The sequence below is a fragment of the Brevundimonas sp. Bb-A genome, assembly GCF_009394735.1.
In the GTDB taxonomy this organism is placed as follows: domain Bacteria; phylum Pseudomonadota; class Alphaproteobacteria; order Caulobacterales; family Caulobacteraceae; genus Brevundimonas; species Brevundimonas aurantiaca.
The window spans coordinates 3,160,392-3,173,385 of the sequence record NZ_CP045456.1 but is presented as its reverse complement, the minus strand read 5'-3'; the positions used below and the strand labels follow the sequence as shown (position 1 = coordinate 3,173,385).

General features: G+C 68.7%; 14 protein-coding genes, 1 tRNA gene and 1 riboswitch. Of the genes, 9 read left to right on the top strand and 6 right to left on the bottom strand.

Features of this window, described 5'->3' with window-relative positions:
• Positions 1-33: 33 nt before the first annotated feature.
• Positions 34-1,194, top strand: coding sequence for a glutamine-hydrolyzing carbamoyl-phosphate synthase small subunit (gene carA / locus BSP_RS15675; protein ID WP_152950950.1), 1,161 nt, complete (start codon positions 34-36; stop codon positions 1,192-1,194).
• 4 nt (positions 1,195-1,198) lie between these two features.
• Positions 1,199-2,143: a hypothetical protein gene (locus BSP_RS15670; RefSeq protein ID WP_152950949.1), complete on the top strand. Its 945-nt coding sequence runs from the start codon at positions 1,199-1,201 to the stop codon at positions 2,141-2,143.
• 25 nt (positions 2,144-2,168) lie between these two features.
• On the opposite strand, the gene BSP_RS15665 is transcribed toward BSP_RS15670, so the two are convergent.
• The 4 genes from BSP_RS15665 to BSP_RS15650 all read right to left on the bottom strand — a co-directional run bounded on the left by BSP_RS15665 (position 2,169) and on the right by BSP_RS15650 (position 4,997).
• Entirely contained in the window at positions 2,169-2,435 is a 267-nt protein-coding gene (locus BSP_RS15665; protein ID WP_152950948.1) for a hypothetical protein, read from the bottom strand.
• A gap of 213 nt (positions 2,436-2,648) precedes the next feature.
• Positions 2,649-2,723 (bottom strand) — tRNA-Glu (locus BSP_RS15660).
• Between the two features lie 52 nt (positions 2,724-2,775).
• Positions 2,776-3,960 (bottom strand): cystathionine gamma-synthase, encoded by a 1,185-nt coding sequence (gene metB / locus BSP_RS15655; protein ID WP_152950947.1) that lies wholly within the window; start codon positions 3,958-3,960, stop codon positions 2,776-2,778.
• On the bottom strand, positions 3,957-4,997 hold the full coding sequence (locus tag BSP_RS15650) for a homoserine O-succinyltransferase (protein ID WP_152950946.1): 1,041 nt from the start codon (positions 4,995-4,997) through the stop codon (positions 3,957-3,959). Before BSP_RS15650 ends, metB begins: the two co-directional genes overlap by 4 nt.
• Before the next feature lie 78 nt (positions 4,998-5,075).
• Positions 5,076-5,189, bottom strand: a riboswitch (SAM riboswitch).
• 187 nt (positions 5,190-5,376) lie between these two features.
• On the opposite strand from BSP_RS15650, the gene BSP_RS16260 reads away from it, so the two are divergent.
• The 4 genes from BSP_RS16260 (at position 5,377) to BSP_RS15635 (ending at position 8,882) form a co-directional block, all read left to right on the top strand.
• A complete protein-coding gene (locus BSP_RS16260) occupies positions 5,377-5,520 on the top strand; it encodes a hypothetical protein (protein WP_194166980.1) in 144 nt (47 codons plus the stop codon).
• 102 nt (positions 5,521-5,622) lie between these two features.
• Entirely contained in the window at positions 5,623-7,359 is a 1,737-nt protein-coding gene (locus tag BSP_RS15645; RefSeq protein WP_152950945.1) for a homoserine dehydrogenase, read from the top strand.
• Positions 7,360-7,362: 3 nt separating this feature from the next.
• Complete coding sequence (gene thrB / locus BSP_RS15640; RefSeq protein WP_152950944.1) at positions 7,363-8,319, top strand: homoserine kinase; 957 nt, start codon at positions 7,363-7,365, stop codon at positions 8,317-8,319.
• Between the two features lie 287 nt (positions 8,320-8,606).
• Positions 8,607-8,882: a hypothetical protein gene (locus tag BSP_RS15635; protein WP_054766622.1), complete on the top strand. Its 276-nt coding sequence runs from the start codon at positions 8,607-8,609 to the stop codon at positions 8,880-8,882.
• A 109-nt stretch (positions 8,883-8,991) separates the two neighbouring features.
• Here the strand turns inward: BSP_RS15635 and BSP_RS15630 are convergent, their stop codons facing one another.
• Positions 8,992-9,756, bottom strand: a complete 765-nt coding sequence (locus BSP_RS15630) for an SDR family oxidoreductase (RefSeq protein ID WP_227975991.1) — start codon at positions 9,754-9,756, stop codon at positions 8,992-8,994.
• 148 nt (positions 9,757-9,904) lie between these two features.
• Here BSP_RS15630 and BSP_RS15625 point away from each other — a divergent pair, with 148 nt between their 5' ends.
• The 3 genes from BSP_RS15625 to BSP_RS15615 all read left to right on the top strand — a co-directional run bounded on the left by BSP_RS15625 (position 9,905) and on the right by BSP_RS15615 (position 11,516).
• Positions 9,905-10,408, top strand: coding sequence for a hypothetical protein (locus BSP_RS15625; protein ID WP_152950942.1), 504 nt, complete (start codon positions 9,905-9,907; stop codon positions 10,406-10,408).
• An 86-nt stretch (positions 10,409-10,494) separates the two neighbouring features.
• The gene (locus BSP_RS15620) at positions 10,495-10,809 is read left to right on the top strand and encodes a CsbD family protein (RefSeq protein ID WP_054766619.1); all 315 of its coding nucleotides are present in this window, start codon (positions 10,495-10,497) and stop codon (positions 10,807-10,809) included.
• Between the two features lie 68 nt (positions 10,810-10,877).
• The gene (locus BSP_RS15615) at positions 10,878-11,516 is read left to right on the top strand and encodes a hypothetical protein (RefSeq protein ID WP_054766618.1); all 639 of its coding nucleotides are present in this window, start codon (positions 10,878-10,880) and stop codon (positions 11,514-11,516) included.
• Here the strand turns inward: BSP_RS15615 and thrC are convergent.
• Positions 11,513-12,892, bottom strand: coding sequence for a threonine synthase (gene thrC, locus BSP_RS15610; protein WP_054766617.1), 1,380 nt, complete (start codon positions 12,890-12,892; stop codon positions 11,513-11,515). The genes BSP_RS15615 and thrC overlap by 4 nt on opposite strands.
• Positions 12,893-12,994 lie beyond the last annotated feature (102 nt).

Genomic DNA, 12,994 nt, shown 5'->3' with positions numbered 1-12,994 from the left:
TTTCGGGCTGGATTCGTGTTTAGGAGCGCGCCCATGACGACCAAGATTCTTCCGGGCGCCACAGGCGTTCTCGCGCTTGCAGACGGCACGATCCTTCAGGGAATCGGAGTCGGGGCGGTCGGATCGGCCCTGGGCGAGGTGGTCTTCAACACCGCCATGACGGGCTATCAGGAGATCCTGACCGACCCGTCCTACATGAGCCAGATCCTGGCCTTCACCTTCCCGCACGTCGGCAATGTGGGGACCAATGTCGAAGACATCGAACAGATGGGCGGCGGGTCCGACACCTCGGCGCGGGGCGCGATCTTCCGCGACGTGCCGACCGATCCGGCCAACTATCGCTCGGATGCGGGCTTCGACGCCTGGATGAAGCGTCGCGGCGTCGTGGGTCTGGCCGGGGTGGACACCCGCGCCCTGACCAAGATCATCCGAGACAAGGGCGCGCCCCACGCCGTGATCGCCCATGATCCGGACGGAAACTTCGACCTAGAAGCCTTGGTCGACCAGGCCAAGGCCTGGACCGGGCTGGTGGGTCTGGACCTGGCCAAGCCCGCCTCGACGCTGCAGGCCTTCGAATGGAACGAGGGTCTGTGGCAATGGCCTGAGGGTCATCCCAAGACCGAAGGCCGCAAGGAGGTGGTGGTCATCGACTATGGCGTGAAGCGCAACATCCTGCGCGCCCTGGCCTCGACCGGCGCCAAGATCACCGTGGTCCCGGCCACGACCACGGCGGAAGAGGTTCTGGCGCGCAATCCCGACGGCGTGGTCCTGTCGAACGGCCCGGGCGATCCGGCCGCGACCGGCGAATACGCCGTGCCGGAGATCCAGAAGCTGGTCGCCAGCGGCAAGCCCCTGATGGGCATCTGCCTGGGCCACCAGATGCTGGCCCTGGCCCTGGGCGCCAAGACGGTGAAGATGGATCAGGGCCACCACGGCGCCAACCATCCGGTCAAGGATCTGACCACCGGCAAGGTCGAGATCGTCTCGATGAACCACGGCTTCACGGTCGATCGCGACAGCCTGCCCGACGCCGTCACCGAAACCCACGTCAGCCTGTTCGACGGCACCAACTGCGGCATCGCCGTCAAGGACAAGCCGATCTTCAGCGTTCAGCACCACCCCGAAGCCTCGCCCGGACCCACGGACAGCCTGTATCTGTTCGACCGGTTCGCCGATCTGATGGCCGCGCGCTGAGCCGATGAACCAGGCAGCGGCCCGGTCGGACTATCTGGACTGGCTGGCCCAGGCGCTGGAGGCGGAGCGCGGGATGACCCCCTTGCCTGACGGCGATGTGGTGGTCGGCTACGCCACCGGCTATGATGCGGCCGATGTCGCGCCCTTCGTGCGGTCCTTGCGGGCGGTGTTCGACGGTCCTGTCGCCCTGGTGGTGGATACGGACGCCGAGTTGCGCGAGTTCCTGGCCCAGAATGACGTGACCGCCTTGGACGCGCCGACCTGGCGCGGCTGGGCGCCCCATCCGGTGATGCAGAGGTTCGTCGCCTTCGCCGGCCTGCTGGGCGATCGGTCGGGCGCGGCCCTGGCCTGCGACGTGCGTGACGTCGTCTTCCAGGCCCCGCCGCTCGCGCCCCATCCGCACGGGCTGGAAGTCTTCATCGAGGCTGACGCCCCCCTGGGCGCTCATGCCTTCAACATGAAATATCTGCGCGCCCTGTTCGGAGAGGCGACCGCGACGGCCCTGGCGGATCGTTCCTGCCTGTGCGTGGGCACCCTCGTGGGGCCGCGGGTCGAGGTGTCGCGCCTGTCGCGGCTGATCCTGTCGCTGGCCGCCATTCCGCGTTCCGAAATCGGCGGGGCCTTCGGCGCGGATCAGGCGGCCTTCAACATGGCGATCCATCAGGGTCTGGCGGCGGCGACGGTCCAGCCCAACTATGGCCGTGTGGCGACCCTGGGCCTGACGCCGGGCGACCTTCTGTCGGTGCAAGGCGGCCGGGTCGTCAACCCGGACGGCACGGCCAGCGCCGTCGTGCACCAGCATGACCGCCATCCCCATTTGGACGCGGCGATGCATCAGCGGTGGGGTGGCGGTTTCGAGCACCGCAAACGCGTCCGCCCCAAGTCCGCCCGTCAAAAGCTGGACAAGCTGGCGGCCTCGCTGAGACGTCGGACGCCGGAGCTCCGCTGATCAGGCCAGGCGACCCGCCAACTGATCAGGGCAGGGGGGCGAAACTCTTGTCCTCGCGCAGGGCGCTGGCCTTCCGCACGGCCATCGGCGCGGCATGCAGCCAGTAGTCGGCGTCTTCCAGCCGATGCTCGCGGCGGCGCTCCAGGCCGCGCATCCGCCTGAGGGCGGCGTTTTCGAGAAGGCGCGCATGCAGGGCGCGGGGCGACAGTTCGACGATGGCGGGAGAGCCGGGGACGGCGACGGCGTCGGGGCCTTGGGGCTCCACCGCCGGACGGGCGATGGCGATATACATCAGAATCTCGGTTCAGAAGGACAGGCGCTTCTGCGCCGCGCTAACGGGGAATTAACCACAACACCTGTGGATAGTTCCTGAGTGCGTCCGAAAAAAGTCCGTGATTCGAATGAGTTGGTGTCTCGATCCGAACAAAATACTTACTGAAATCTTAATCTGGAGGCGGAGCGCTTTCTCAATACGCCTCGTCATGCAGCCGATGAACGGCGCCGGTGGCAGTCCCTAGGGGAGTCGAACCCCTCTTTTCAGGTTGAAAACCTGACGTCCTAACCGATAGACGAAGGGACCGCGGCCGGGGCGGCGCATTTGCCCCGGATTGGTCCCTTCTGCAAGCGAAAAATCACGCCGCCTCGGCCGCTTCGGCCGGCGAGAGGGCGTCCAGCGCCGGGAACAGGTCGGCGATCAGATCCTCGACATGTTCCAGCCCGACCGACAGCCGCACCAAGCCGTCGCCGATGCCGGCGGTGGCGCGCTGTTCCGGCGTCATGGCGGCGTGGGTCATGGTGGCGGGATGGGCGATCAGGCTTTCAACCCCGCCCAGGGATTCGGCCAGGGTGAAGACGTCCAGGCTTTCGACCAGGGTCCGCACCGCCTCGGCCCCGCCCGCCAGTTCGAAGCTGAGCATGGCGCCCGGCCCCGCTTGCTGGGCCGTGACCAGGGCGTGGTTCGGGTGGGACTTCAGGCCCGGATAGTGGACGGCCTTGACCGCCGGGTGGCCGGCCAGCCTTTGGGCGATCGCGCCGGCCGTGGCCTGCTGCCGCTCGATCCGGGCGAACAGGGTGCGCACGCCGCGCAGGGTCAGATAGGCGTCGAAGGGCGAGCCGGTCACGCCGGTGCAGTTGGCCCACCAGGCCAGGGTCTGGTGATCCTCGGCGTCGGCCGACACGACCGCGCCGCCGACCACGTCGGAATGGCCGTTGATGAACTTGGTCGTGGAATGGACCACGAAGTCGGCGCCCAGCTTGATCGGGTTCTGAAGGGCCGGCGACAGGAAGGTGTTGTCGCAGACGACCTTGGCGCCCGCCGCATGGGCGCGGGTGCAGATGTCGGCGACATCGACCAGACGAAGCAGCGGGTTTGACGGGGTCTCGACCAGCACCAGCTTGGGCTTCAGCGCCAGGGCGGCTTCGAGGGCTTCCGGATCGCCCTGATCGACCAGCAGCAGCTCGAAATGGCCTTTGCGGGCGCGGGCGTTCAGCAGGCGGCAGGTGCCGCCGTAACAGTCGTGCGGGGCGATCAGCAGGTCGCCGGGCTCCAGCAGGGCCAGGGGCAAATCGACGGCCGCCATGCCGGTGGCGGTGATGACGCAGCCGGCGCCGCCCTCCAGCTCGGCCAGGGTCTCCGCCAGGACGTCGCGGGTCGGATTGCCCGATCGGCTGTAGTCGTACTTCCGCTTCTGGTCGAAACCGGCGAAGGAATAGTTGGACGACAGATAGAGCGGCGGCATGACCGCGCCGTGGGCCGTGTCCGTATCCACGCCCGTGCGGGCGGCGATGGTGTGCGGGCTGGCGGGGCGGGTCGTCATGCTTGGATATCCTTGAAGGCGGCGCGGAGGACTTCGCCGACGAAGGCGTCCTCCTTCAAAAAGGCGTCGTGGCCGTAGAGGGAGGGCGCCTCGACGAAGCGCCACAGGGTCGGCAGGCGCGCAGCCAGTTCGCGCATGTCGTCGATCGGCACCAGCCGGTCGGAGGTGAAGCCGATCAGGGTGACGGGGGGGGTTATGGCCTCGGGCGTCACGCTGTGGCGATCCAGCGAATCCGACATCGACAGCCAGCGGGTCGGGGTGGTGTGGGTGCGGTAGGCCTGGCCCCGCGCCGTCAGATAGTCGCAGACGGGATAGGCGCCGCCGACGGCGGCCGGGGCGGTGGTGTCGAACCGGTCGTTGAACTCTTCCGCCGTGCGATAGGTGGTCATGGCCAGTTCGCGGGCCAGGGCGACGCCTTCTTCCGGTCGGCCGGCGTCGACGGCGAACTGAAGAATACGGCGCTGGATGCCGCGCCAGGCCGTGGCCTGGGGATGGGCGCGGTGGGCGGCCGAGACGACGATCAGCTGTTCGGCCCAGTCGGGATAGAGTTCGGCGAAGGCCAGGGCGACCATGCCCCCGTAGGAACAGCCGACGAAGGCGGCGACCCGTTCGATCCGCAGATGGTTCAGAACCAGGGCCAGCAGGCGGGCCTGGTCGTGGGTGGTGATGGTGACGGGCGCATCCTGGAACTCCTGGCCGGGCGCGAAGTCGACGGCCAGGACCTGAAGCCGCGACAGGTCGATGGGGCCGCGCACGGAGACGGCGCCGGACCACCAGCCCAGGCCGTTGGTCTCGGTGCGGTGGACGAACCGGCCGGCCGAAATGCCGCCGGCCACCACGACGACGGGCGCCCCGGCGCGGCCGTGCAGACGGCCGATGACGTGGGGCTGTTTGAGCCTTTCACCCGAGGCGAGGCGGAAGTCGGCGGGAAGGGGAACGATCACGTCGCGGGCTCCGCCGCGTTCGCGCGCAGGCTTGGCCGTCGGCTGGGGCCGACAGTCGGGTTCTTCGAGCAGGGATGTTTCAGCCAGGGTCATCTATCGTCGTCCGCATCGTTCTCGCTCAGCAAGGCTCGATGCGGTGACAGATCGTGGAGCGTCGCCTCGTCGATGCTCCACTCATCTCTCGCGACCCCGAAGGACCCCGCAGGAGTTGGCACCGTTTCGGGCGGAACCCGATGGTTGCCCCGGCGTCAAAGGGCCTAATCCCTCAGCCGGTCTTGATGAGTGATCTTACGTTGATCAAACAGGCGGAGCCGGTCAAGCGAAAAATTCAACCCAAGTTGATAGTTCGCGCGGCCTCAGCCGGTCTGAAACCGCCCTAAAAATCGTCGTCGCGAAAAAATCATCCAATGCGGCTTGACAGCGAGGGTGTGGTCCGATCACCCTAGGCTCAGATTTCAACCGGATCAGACCTGTGCGCCAGCACCTGCTCATCGCCGAAGTTTCGACCGTCGCCGGCCTCGCCGCGACGGCCTTCGGCATGGCCATTGGCGGCTCGATTATTGGCGGCACCACCGGTACCACCACCACCATGCCCTCACGGGCGGGACGAGTTTAGCGCGCCGAACACCGGCAACCGCAGAACCCGAACCCCGCCCGGTCCGCCAGGCGGGGTTTTTCATTTCACCCCACCCCTTCCGAACATCGCCCGAGAAACCCAATGTCAGCCTCCCTCGCCGTCGTAGAGAAATCCGAGAACCTCGAACCGAGTAAACAGCCCGCCGCCGAGGTGGTGGTGCTGAAGTTCGGGTCGTCAATCCTGCGCAGCCCGGCGGAGGCGCCGCTGGTGGCCTCGGCCGTCTACGGCCATGTGCGGGCGGGACGGAAGGTGGTGGCGGTGGTCTCGGCCTTCGGCGGGGCGACCGACCAGATGCTGGGCGAGGCGCGGGCCCTGGGCCTGGCCCATTCCAACGAACTGCTGCCCGGCTATGTGGCCCTGGGCGAGGAGAAGTCGGCGGCCCTGGTGGCCATCGCCTGCGACCGGATCGGCCTGGACGCCTGCGCCCTGTCGGTGCGGGAACTGGGCATCGTCGCCGAAGGCGAGCCGGAGCATTCGCGCCCCTGCGGCCTGCGGCCCGACCATCTGAAACAGGCGCTGGACCGGCACGAGGTGGTGGTGGTCCCCGGCTTCGGCGCGGTGCGGCCGGACGGGCGGATCGCCCTGTTGGGCCGGGGCGGATCGGACCTGACGGCGGTCTTCCTGGCGGCGGAACTGGGGCTGAAGAAGGTGCGGCTGGTGAAGGACGTCGACGGCCTGTACGACCACGATCCGAACGACCGGACGGCCCCGGCCCTGCGCTATCGCCGGGCGTCCTGGGACGTGGCGCGCAAGCTGGGCGGCGCCCTGGTTCAGCACGACGCGATCGACCTGGGCGAGAGCCGGGGCGTGGAGATCGAGGTCGCGGCCCTGGACCGGGCCGACGGCACGGTGATCGGCAAGCGGTCGGCGCCCCCCGGACCGGCGCCGGCCCTGCCGCCGCTGAAGGTGGCGGTCGCCGGCTGCGGCGTGGTGGGCGGCGGGGTCCTGGCGCGGTTGCTGAACGATCCGCGCTATGACGTGGTGGGGGTGCTGGTGCGCAACCCGAAGAAGGTCCGCGACGTGGCCTGCCCGCAATCGCTGTTCACCGCCGACCCGGCGGTCCTCTGGGCCAAGAAGCCGGACATCGTGCTGGAGGCCCTGTCGGAAGGCGAGGCGGGCCATGCGGTGATCCGCGCCGCCCTGGAGGCCGGCTGCGACGTGGCCAGCGCCAACAAGCAGGCGGTCAGCCGCGATCCCGGCGGGCTTCAGGATCTGGCCAAGGCCAAGGGGCGACGGATCTTCTGGTCGGCCTCGGTCGGCGGGGGCTCGCCGATGATCGAGACGGTGCGGGCGGCCCGCGCCGCCGGCGAGGTGGTCGGGTTCGAGGCGGTGCTGAACGGCACGGTCAACTTCATGCTGGAGCGGCTGGGCGACGGGGCGGCCTTCGCCGAGGCCCTGGCCGACGCCCGGGCGGCGGGCTTTGCGGAAGAGGATCCGTCGGCGGACCTGGAGGGGCTGGACGCCGCCGCCAAGGTTCGGCTGCTGTGCCACGAGGCCTTCGGCCGCTCGCCCGACGGCGAGGTTCCGCGCGACTGCCTGACGGAGGCGACGTCGGCCGAGGGCGGGGTGCGCCAGATCGGCGCCGCCCATCTGAAGGACGGGGTCATCACCCCGTCGGTCAAGCTGACGGCCGAGCACGGCGACCCCTTGTTCTCCAGCCTGCGCGGCGAGGGCAATGCGCTGAAGGTTTACGGCGCCGACGGTCGGGTGTGGCGCTGCCGGGGCCGGGGCGCCGGCCGCTGGGCCACGACCGAGAGCATCATGGCCGACCTGGCCGAGATCGTGCGCGCCCGCCGCGCCGACGCGGGCCTGAACTAGGCCATGGCCGTCTTCACCCCCGTTTCGCTGGACGAGGCCAGGGCGTTCCTGGCCGGCTACGACCTGGGCGAGGTGGTCGAACTGACCGCCATCGCCGAGGGGGTGGAGAACACCAACTACCGGCTGGAGATCCAGGACGGGGCGAGCCGCAGGCGGTTCGTCCTGACCTTGTTCGAGGCGCGGACGGACGAGGCGTCTTTGCCCTTCTGCCTGGGGCTGACGGCCCATCTGGCGGGGCGGGGCTTTCCCTGCCCGACGCCGATCGAGGACCGGTCGGGCGGATGGCTGGGGCGGCTGAACGGCCGGGCGGCGGCGGTGATCGAATGGAAGACCGGCGCCTGGCTGCGCCACCCGTCGGAAGCGGATCAGGCGGCGGCGGGGGCGGTGCTGGCGCGGCTGCACCAGACGGCCCAGAGCTTCGCCGGGCGGCGCGAGAATCCGGTCGGGCCGGCCATGTGGCGGCGGCTGGCGGACCGGTGCGCGGCGGGCGCCTCGGGCGAGGACCGCAGCCTGCTGGATCAGGTCGAGGCGGCGCTGGCGCGGCTGGATAATCCGTTTGCGGACGATCTGGCGACCGGGGCGATCCATGCCGACTATTTCCCCGACAACATCCTGTTCGAGAACGGGACCGTTTCGGCCGTGATCGACTTCTATTTCGGCTGCACCGGACCGCTGGTCTATGACCTGGCCATCGCCCTGTCGGCCTGGGGCTTCGACGCCGAGGGGCGGCCCATGCCGCACGCTTTGGCGGCCTTCCAGCGCGGCTATGAGGCGGTGCGGCCGCTGAACGAGGCCGAACGCGCGGCCCTGCCCCGACTGGGCGAGGCGGCGGCCCTGAGGTTCACCGTCACCCGCCTGCACGACCGCATCTTCCACGACCCGTCCAAACTGGTGACGCCCAAGGACCCGGCGGTCTTCCTGCGGCGGATGGATCACTGGCGGGCGGTGGAGACCGTCTGAGGGGACGATACGTCGGACAGGGAAAAACAGTGTCCGATGTGTCCGATCTGTCCGATCTGTCCGAAATCGACGGGAGCGACTTTGGCGGTTGGAGGCGTGGCGTCAGTTTTCAAAGACCGGGCAGGGAGTATGGCACGGTTTGAGGAGTGTTAGGTTGAGGGATGTTTTCGGGCGCCAGGGATTTGAAAAGGCGCGGTTTTGTTTGCGGGATTGGGATGGCGAGGGCTTTGGCGGGGCCCAAGTGCGTGCGAGGTTGTTAGCCGCCCAAAGCCTGGCAACTTGACCTTATGACGAAGCTGCTCAAGATCCTGTCGGCCATCCTGCTGCTAATCGGCGGGTGCGCCTCACCAATCGGTCCAAGCCGCGCGGATCTGGCGGGCGTGCTTGCGATTTCGTCGTCCGAGATCGACCGGCTGCGTTGCCACGACATTCCTGAGGAGCCGACCGAGTTCGGATGCCGCTATCGCCAGCGGGACGCCGCTGGTCAGTGGGTGCGGCAGGACGTCATGGTTGCAATGGATGGGGCGACCTGGGTGATCATTGATGGCCCCGGGGGCGGCTGATCGCATCCGGCCCGGTCGCACTGGACCCTAGGTCCAGAACCCCTCCGTCACGGCGCCGAAGAGGCGTCGCGCCACCTCCCCCAGAGGGGGAGGAGACATCGCCCCGAGATCAGGTCCGGCAGATGGAGACGCCGCCGTCCACCAGTGTCGCCGTGCCGGTCATGAAGCCGGCGGCGTCGGAGGCCAGGAAGGCGGCGGCCTGGGCGATTTCCTCGGGCTGGGCGATGCGTTTGAGGGCGTGCAGGCCCGAGACGAAGGCCAGGGTTTCGGGGGTGTCGGCGACGGCCCGGCCCATCGGCGTGTCCACCCCGCCGCACAGCAGGGCGTTGGCGCGGATGTTCTGGGCGCCGAACTCGGCCGCGATGACCTGGGTCAGGCCGATCAGACCCGCCTTGGCCGAGGCGTAGGCCGCCATGCCCGGAAAGCCGACGGTATGGCCGACAAAGGTGGAGGTGAAGACGATCGAGCCGCCGCCGCGCCTCTGCATGGCGGGGATCTGATGTTTGGCGCACAGGAAGGCGCCGGTCAGGTTGATGTCCAGGGTCTGTTTCCAGCCGGCGACCGACAGGTCCGGCGTCGGGGCGGTTTCGGGGATGGCGCCGGCGTTGTTGAACGCGATGTCCAGGCCGCCGAACCGCTGCTCCGCCGCCGTGGTCAGGGCCGCGGCCGTGGCCTCGTCACAGACGTCGCCTGGGACTGCGCAGGCCTCGCCCCCTTCGGCCTGTATGGCCGCGACCAGGGCGGCGAGTTCGGCTTCTCGGCGGGCGGAAACCACCACCTTGGCGCCCAGGCGGGCGAACAGTCGGGCGGCCGCCTGGCCGATGCCGGAGCTGGCGCCGGTGACGACGGCGACCTTGTCTTTCAGAGCGTACACTGGGGCTCTCCTCTTTGCGTTTGGAGGCCGGTCGGGGGCGACACGGCCGAACGCGGCGGGTCTAGAGGGCGCGCGCGGTTCCGGCTGGCGGGAAGCGGCTGTGGGATTGGAAAATTGGCCAGCTCGACTGTTCATTATATGCTGAGGCATGCGGAAAGCGCAGCTTGTGAGGCTTGTCGGGATTGGAGGAGCGGCGATTTCCGCGATCGCCTACGTGACCTTTGTGCTTGTCGGCCTCAACGGCGGCGGCGCGCGTTTCGAGCTGCTTTGGAAGACTGTAGTCTTCGCCCCTCCTCACGTCATAGTGGCTTGGGTGATCTTAGGCGCATGCGGCGGGACTGCCTATGTATTCCGACAAGAACTTGGATATCGGTCGATTCTAGTCGGCGGGGCACTCGTAGGCTTGCCGGCTGTCTGGGTGGTCGGATTGTTCAGCTATTACGCTGAAAGCGTGCCGGAATGGCCCGGTTTCAACGGCGAAGTTTGGCGTTGGACCGTCAATCTGGCCTATGCGGAGTTCGCCTTCGGCTTTCTGATCGGGTTCTTAGGATTGGCGGCATTGGGCGCGAGCGGTGCGACCTCGCCAGCCTTCCCCACCCCCGACGCCGCACGAGGCCCTTCCGCCGTGGGGAAGCAAGAGGAGAAACGGTGAATTTGTCGCTGGAACGGAAGCGGGTTCCGGGATTTTCATCGTCACGCGGCCATCAGGGCCGCGCTCCCCGAGGATGAGATTTCACCATGACTGACGAACGGATCGAGGGCGCCGCGTATCAGGCGACCGGCAAGACCAAGAAGGGTTTCGGCAAGCTGGTCGGCGACCAGAAGCTGCAGGTCGAAGGCGCGTTCGAGGACGCCAAGGGCCGGTCGCTGGAGACCTTCGGCAAGGCGATGGACGCGGTCGATCGGCTGGTCGAAAAGGCGCCGGCCGACTATCGCGACAAGGCCCGCACCGTCGCCGCCGAGGCGCGCAAGCGGCCGCTGGTGACCACCCTGTCGGTGGCCGGCGTCGGCCTGCTGCTGATGGGCATGCTGACGGGCGGGCGTCGCCGCTAGTTCGCATACCAACGATTTGACAACGTCTGATTGTTGACGCAGTCTCCCCTGCAAAGGGGAGGCCGCCTATGCGTATGACCATGAGGGGCATGGCGATCGCCGCCTGCCTTGCCGCCGCCGGCTGCACCACGCTGAAGATGAAGCCCCAGGGCGGACTGGGCGTCGGCGGCACGGGACAGGTGCTGGGGGTCGATGTCGTCACTGAAGAGGCGACCAAGGCCGCCGAGGACCGGATGGACGCCCAATGGGCGAAATGGAACGCCGAGACCCGGGGCAAGCAGCTGGTCTACGCCCTGGTCGCCGAATCCGATCTGCGGTGCGACCGCTATCTGACAGCCGTCTCGATCGACCGGAATGCGACCCGCAGCAGCCTGGACATCGCCGGACTGGCTCTGGCGGCCATCGGGGGCGTGGCCTCGCCCAACGCCAGCGCCAACTGGTTCTCGGCCGGATCGACCCTGGCCCAGTCGTCGCGCCGGACGCTGGAGGATACGGTGCTGGGCGGGCGCGAGTTCGGCCTGATCTACGCCGCCGTGTGGCAGGGACGCGAAGAGGCGTCCAAGGCCCTGATGAAGCGGGCCGACGACGGCGAGTTCAAAACCTGGGACTGGCGGCCGATCCTGTCCGTGGCGCGCCAATATGATGTGAAGTGCGGCCTGAACTACGGCCTGGGCCGGTTGAGCCAGGCGATTTCGTCCTCGTCCTAAGCTTTGATTTCCGCCAGGACGGCCGTCAGGTCGGCGTCCACGATCGTCATCCGCTCGGCCTGATCGCCCAGGGCGGCGATGACGGGAGCCGGTTCGGGTTCGAAGCCCAGGACGTCGGAGACGAAGGCGCCGAACTTGGACGGATGGGCGGTGGACAGGGCGACGACGGGGCCGGTCGAACGGTCGATCCGGCGGGCGGCGGCCAGGGCCACGGCGGTGTGGGGGCAGACGACGCGGCCCCAGGTCTCATGGGCGTGGGCGATCTCGGCGCGGGTTTCGGTCTCGTCGATGGAGACGGCCGAGACGGCGGCGCGCAGGGCGGCCAGCAGATCCGGATCGAAGGCCACGGCGCCGTCGCGGGCGAAGGTTTCGAACACCGCGCGGGTGCGGTCGCCGTCGCGGCCGGTCGCCTCATAGACCAGGCGTTCGAAATTGGACGGGGCCTGGACGTCCATCGACACGCTGCCGCTCTCGATCGCGGGACGGCGCGAATAGAGGCCGTCGTTGACGGCGCGGGCCAGGGCGTCGTTCTGGTTCACCGCCGCGACGAAGCCGTTGGACGGCAGGCCCATATGGGCGGCGGCGATGCCGGCGAAGGCGTCGCCGAAATTGCCGGTGGGGACGACGAAGGTGGCCGGGCCGCCCAGTTGGGCGGTGGCCGAGACATAATAGGGAATCTGGCCCGCCAGCCGGGCCCAGTTGATGGAGTTGACCGAGGACAGGCGGCCGCGTTCGCGTAGGGACTCCTCAGCCAGCAGGCCCTTCACCAGACGCTGGCAGTCGTCGAAGTCGCCGCGCACGGCCAGGTTCAGCACATTGTCGGCCTGGACCGTGGTCATCTGTTTGCGCTGAACCGGGGAGACGCGGTCCAGCGGGTGCAGCACGACCAGATCGACCGAATGGGCGCCGGCGAAGGCGCGCACGGCGGCGGCGCCGGTGTCGCCCGAGGTGGCGGTGAGAATGGTCAGGCGCTCGCCGGACGCCGCCAGGGCCTCGTCCGTCAGGGCGGCGACCAGCTGCATCGCCAGATCCTTGAAGGCGGCGGTGGGGCCGTGGAACAGCTCCAGTACGAACAGGCCGGGCTCAAGCTCCACCAGGGGGGTGACGGCGGGATGGGCGAAGCCGGCGGTCAGCCGGTCCAGGGCGCGGTCGAGCGCGCCCGCCGGCAGGGCGTCGCCGATGAAGGGGGCGACGGCTTGCAGGGCGATGGACTTGTAGTCGGCGCTCGCGTCCCAGGCGGAGGGCGACAACCTCGGCCAGGCGGTCGGCATATAGAGGCCGCCGTCGGGGGCGATGCCGCGCAGCAGGGCGTCGGCGAAATCGGTCTCGGGGGCCTGGCCGCGGGTGGAGACGTAACGGGCGCTGGAGGTGCTCATAGTGGTCTGGTCCTAGCCAGACGGGGCGGCGGCGTCACCCGGTTTCTGGCCCTGCGCGGGAGGAAATTGTCGGACGGGCGGCGGGCGAGCCGGTTTGCGACA

What these genes read in the sequence shown, in the direction of transcription:
- carA (WP_152950950.1), top strand. Translation starts at nt 34, where the DNA reads ATGACGACCAAGATTCTTCCGGGCGCCACAGGCGTTCTCGCGCTTGCA.
- BSP_RS15670 (WP_152950949.1), top strand. Translation starts at nt 1,199, where the DNA reads ATGAACCAGGCAGCGGCCCGGTCGGACTATCTGGACTGGCTGGCCCAG.
- BSP_RS15665 (WP_152950948.1), bottom strand. Translation starts at nt 2,435, where the DNA reads ATGTATATCGCCATCGCCCGTCCGGCGGTGGAGCCCCAAGGCCCCGAC.
- metB (WP_152950947.1), bottom strand. Translation starts at nt 3,960, where the DNA reads ATGACGACCCGCCCCGCCAGCCCGCACACCATCGCCGCCCGCACGGGC.
- BSP_RS15650 (WP_152950946.1), bottom strand. Translation starts at nt 4,997, where the DNA reads ATGACCCTGGCTGAAACATCCCTGCTCGAAGAACCCGACTGTCGGCCC.
- BSP_RS15645 (WP_152950945.1), top strand. Translation starts at nt 5,623, where the DNA reads ATGTCAGCCTCCCTCGCCGTCGTAGAGAAATCCGAGAACCTCGAACCG.
- thrB (WP_152950944.1), top strand. Translation starts at nt 7,363, where the DNA reads ATGGCCGTCTTCACCCCCGTTTCGCTGGACGAGGCCAGGGCGTTCCTG.
- BSP_RS15635 (WP_054766622.1), top strand. Translation starts at nt 8,607, where the DNA reads ATGACGAAGCTGCTCAAGATCCTGTCGGCCATCCTGCTGCTAATCGGC.
- BSP_RS15625 (WP_152950942.1), top strand. Translation starts at nt 9,905, where the DNA reads ATGCGGAAAGCGCAGCTTGTGAGGCTTGTCGGGATTGGAGGAGCGGCG.
- BSP_RS15620 (WP_054766619.1), top strand. Translation starts at nt 10,495, where the DNA reads ATGACTGACGAACGGATCGAGGGCGCCGCGTATCAGGCGACCGGCAAG.
- BSP_RS15615 (WP_054766618.1), top strand. Translation starts at nt 10,878, where the DNA reads ATGCGTATGACCATGAGGGGCATGGCGATCGCCGCCTGCCTTGCCGCC.
- thrC (WP_054766617.1), bottom strand. Translation starts at nt 12,892, where the DNA reads ATGAGCACCTCCAGCGCCCGTTACGTCTCCACCCGCGGCCAGGCCCCC.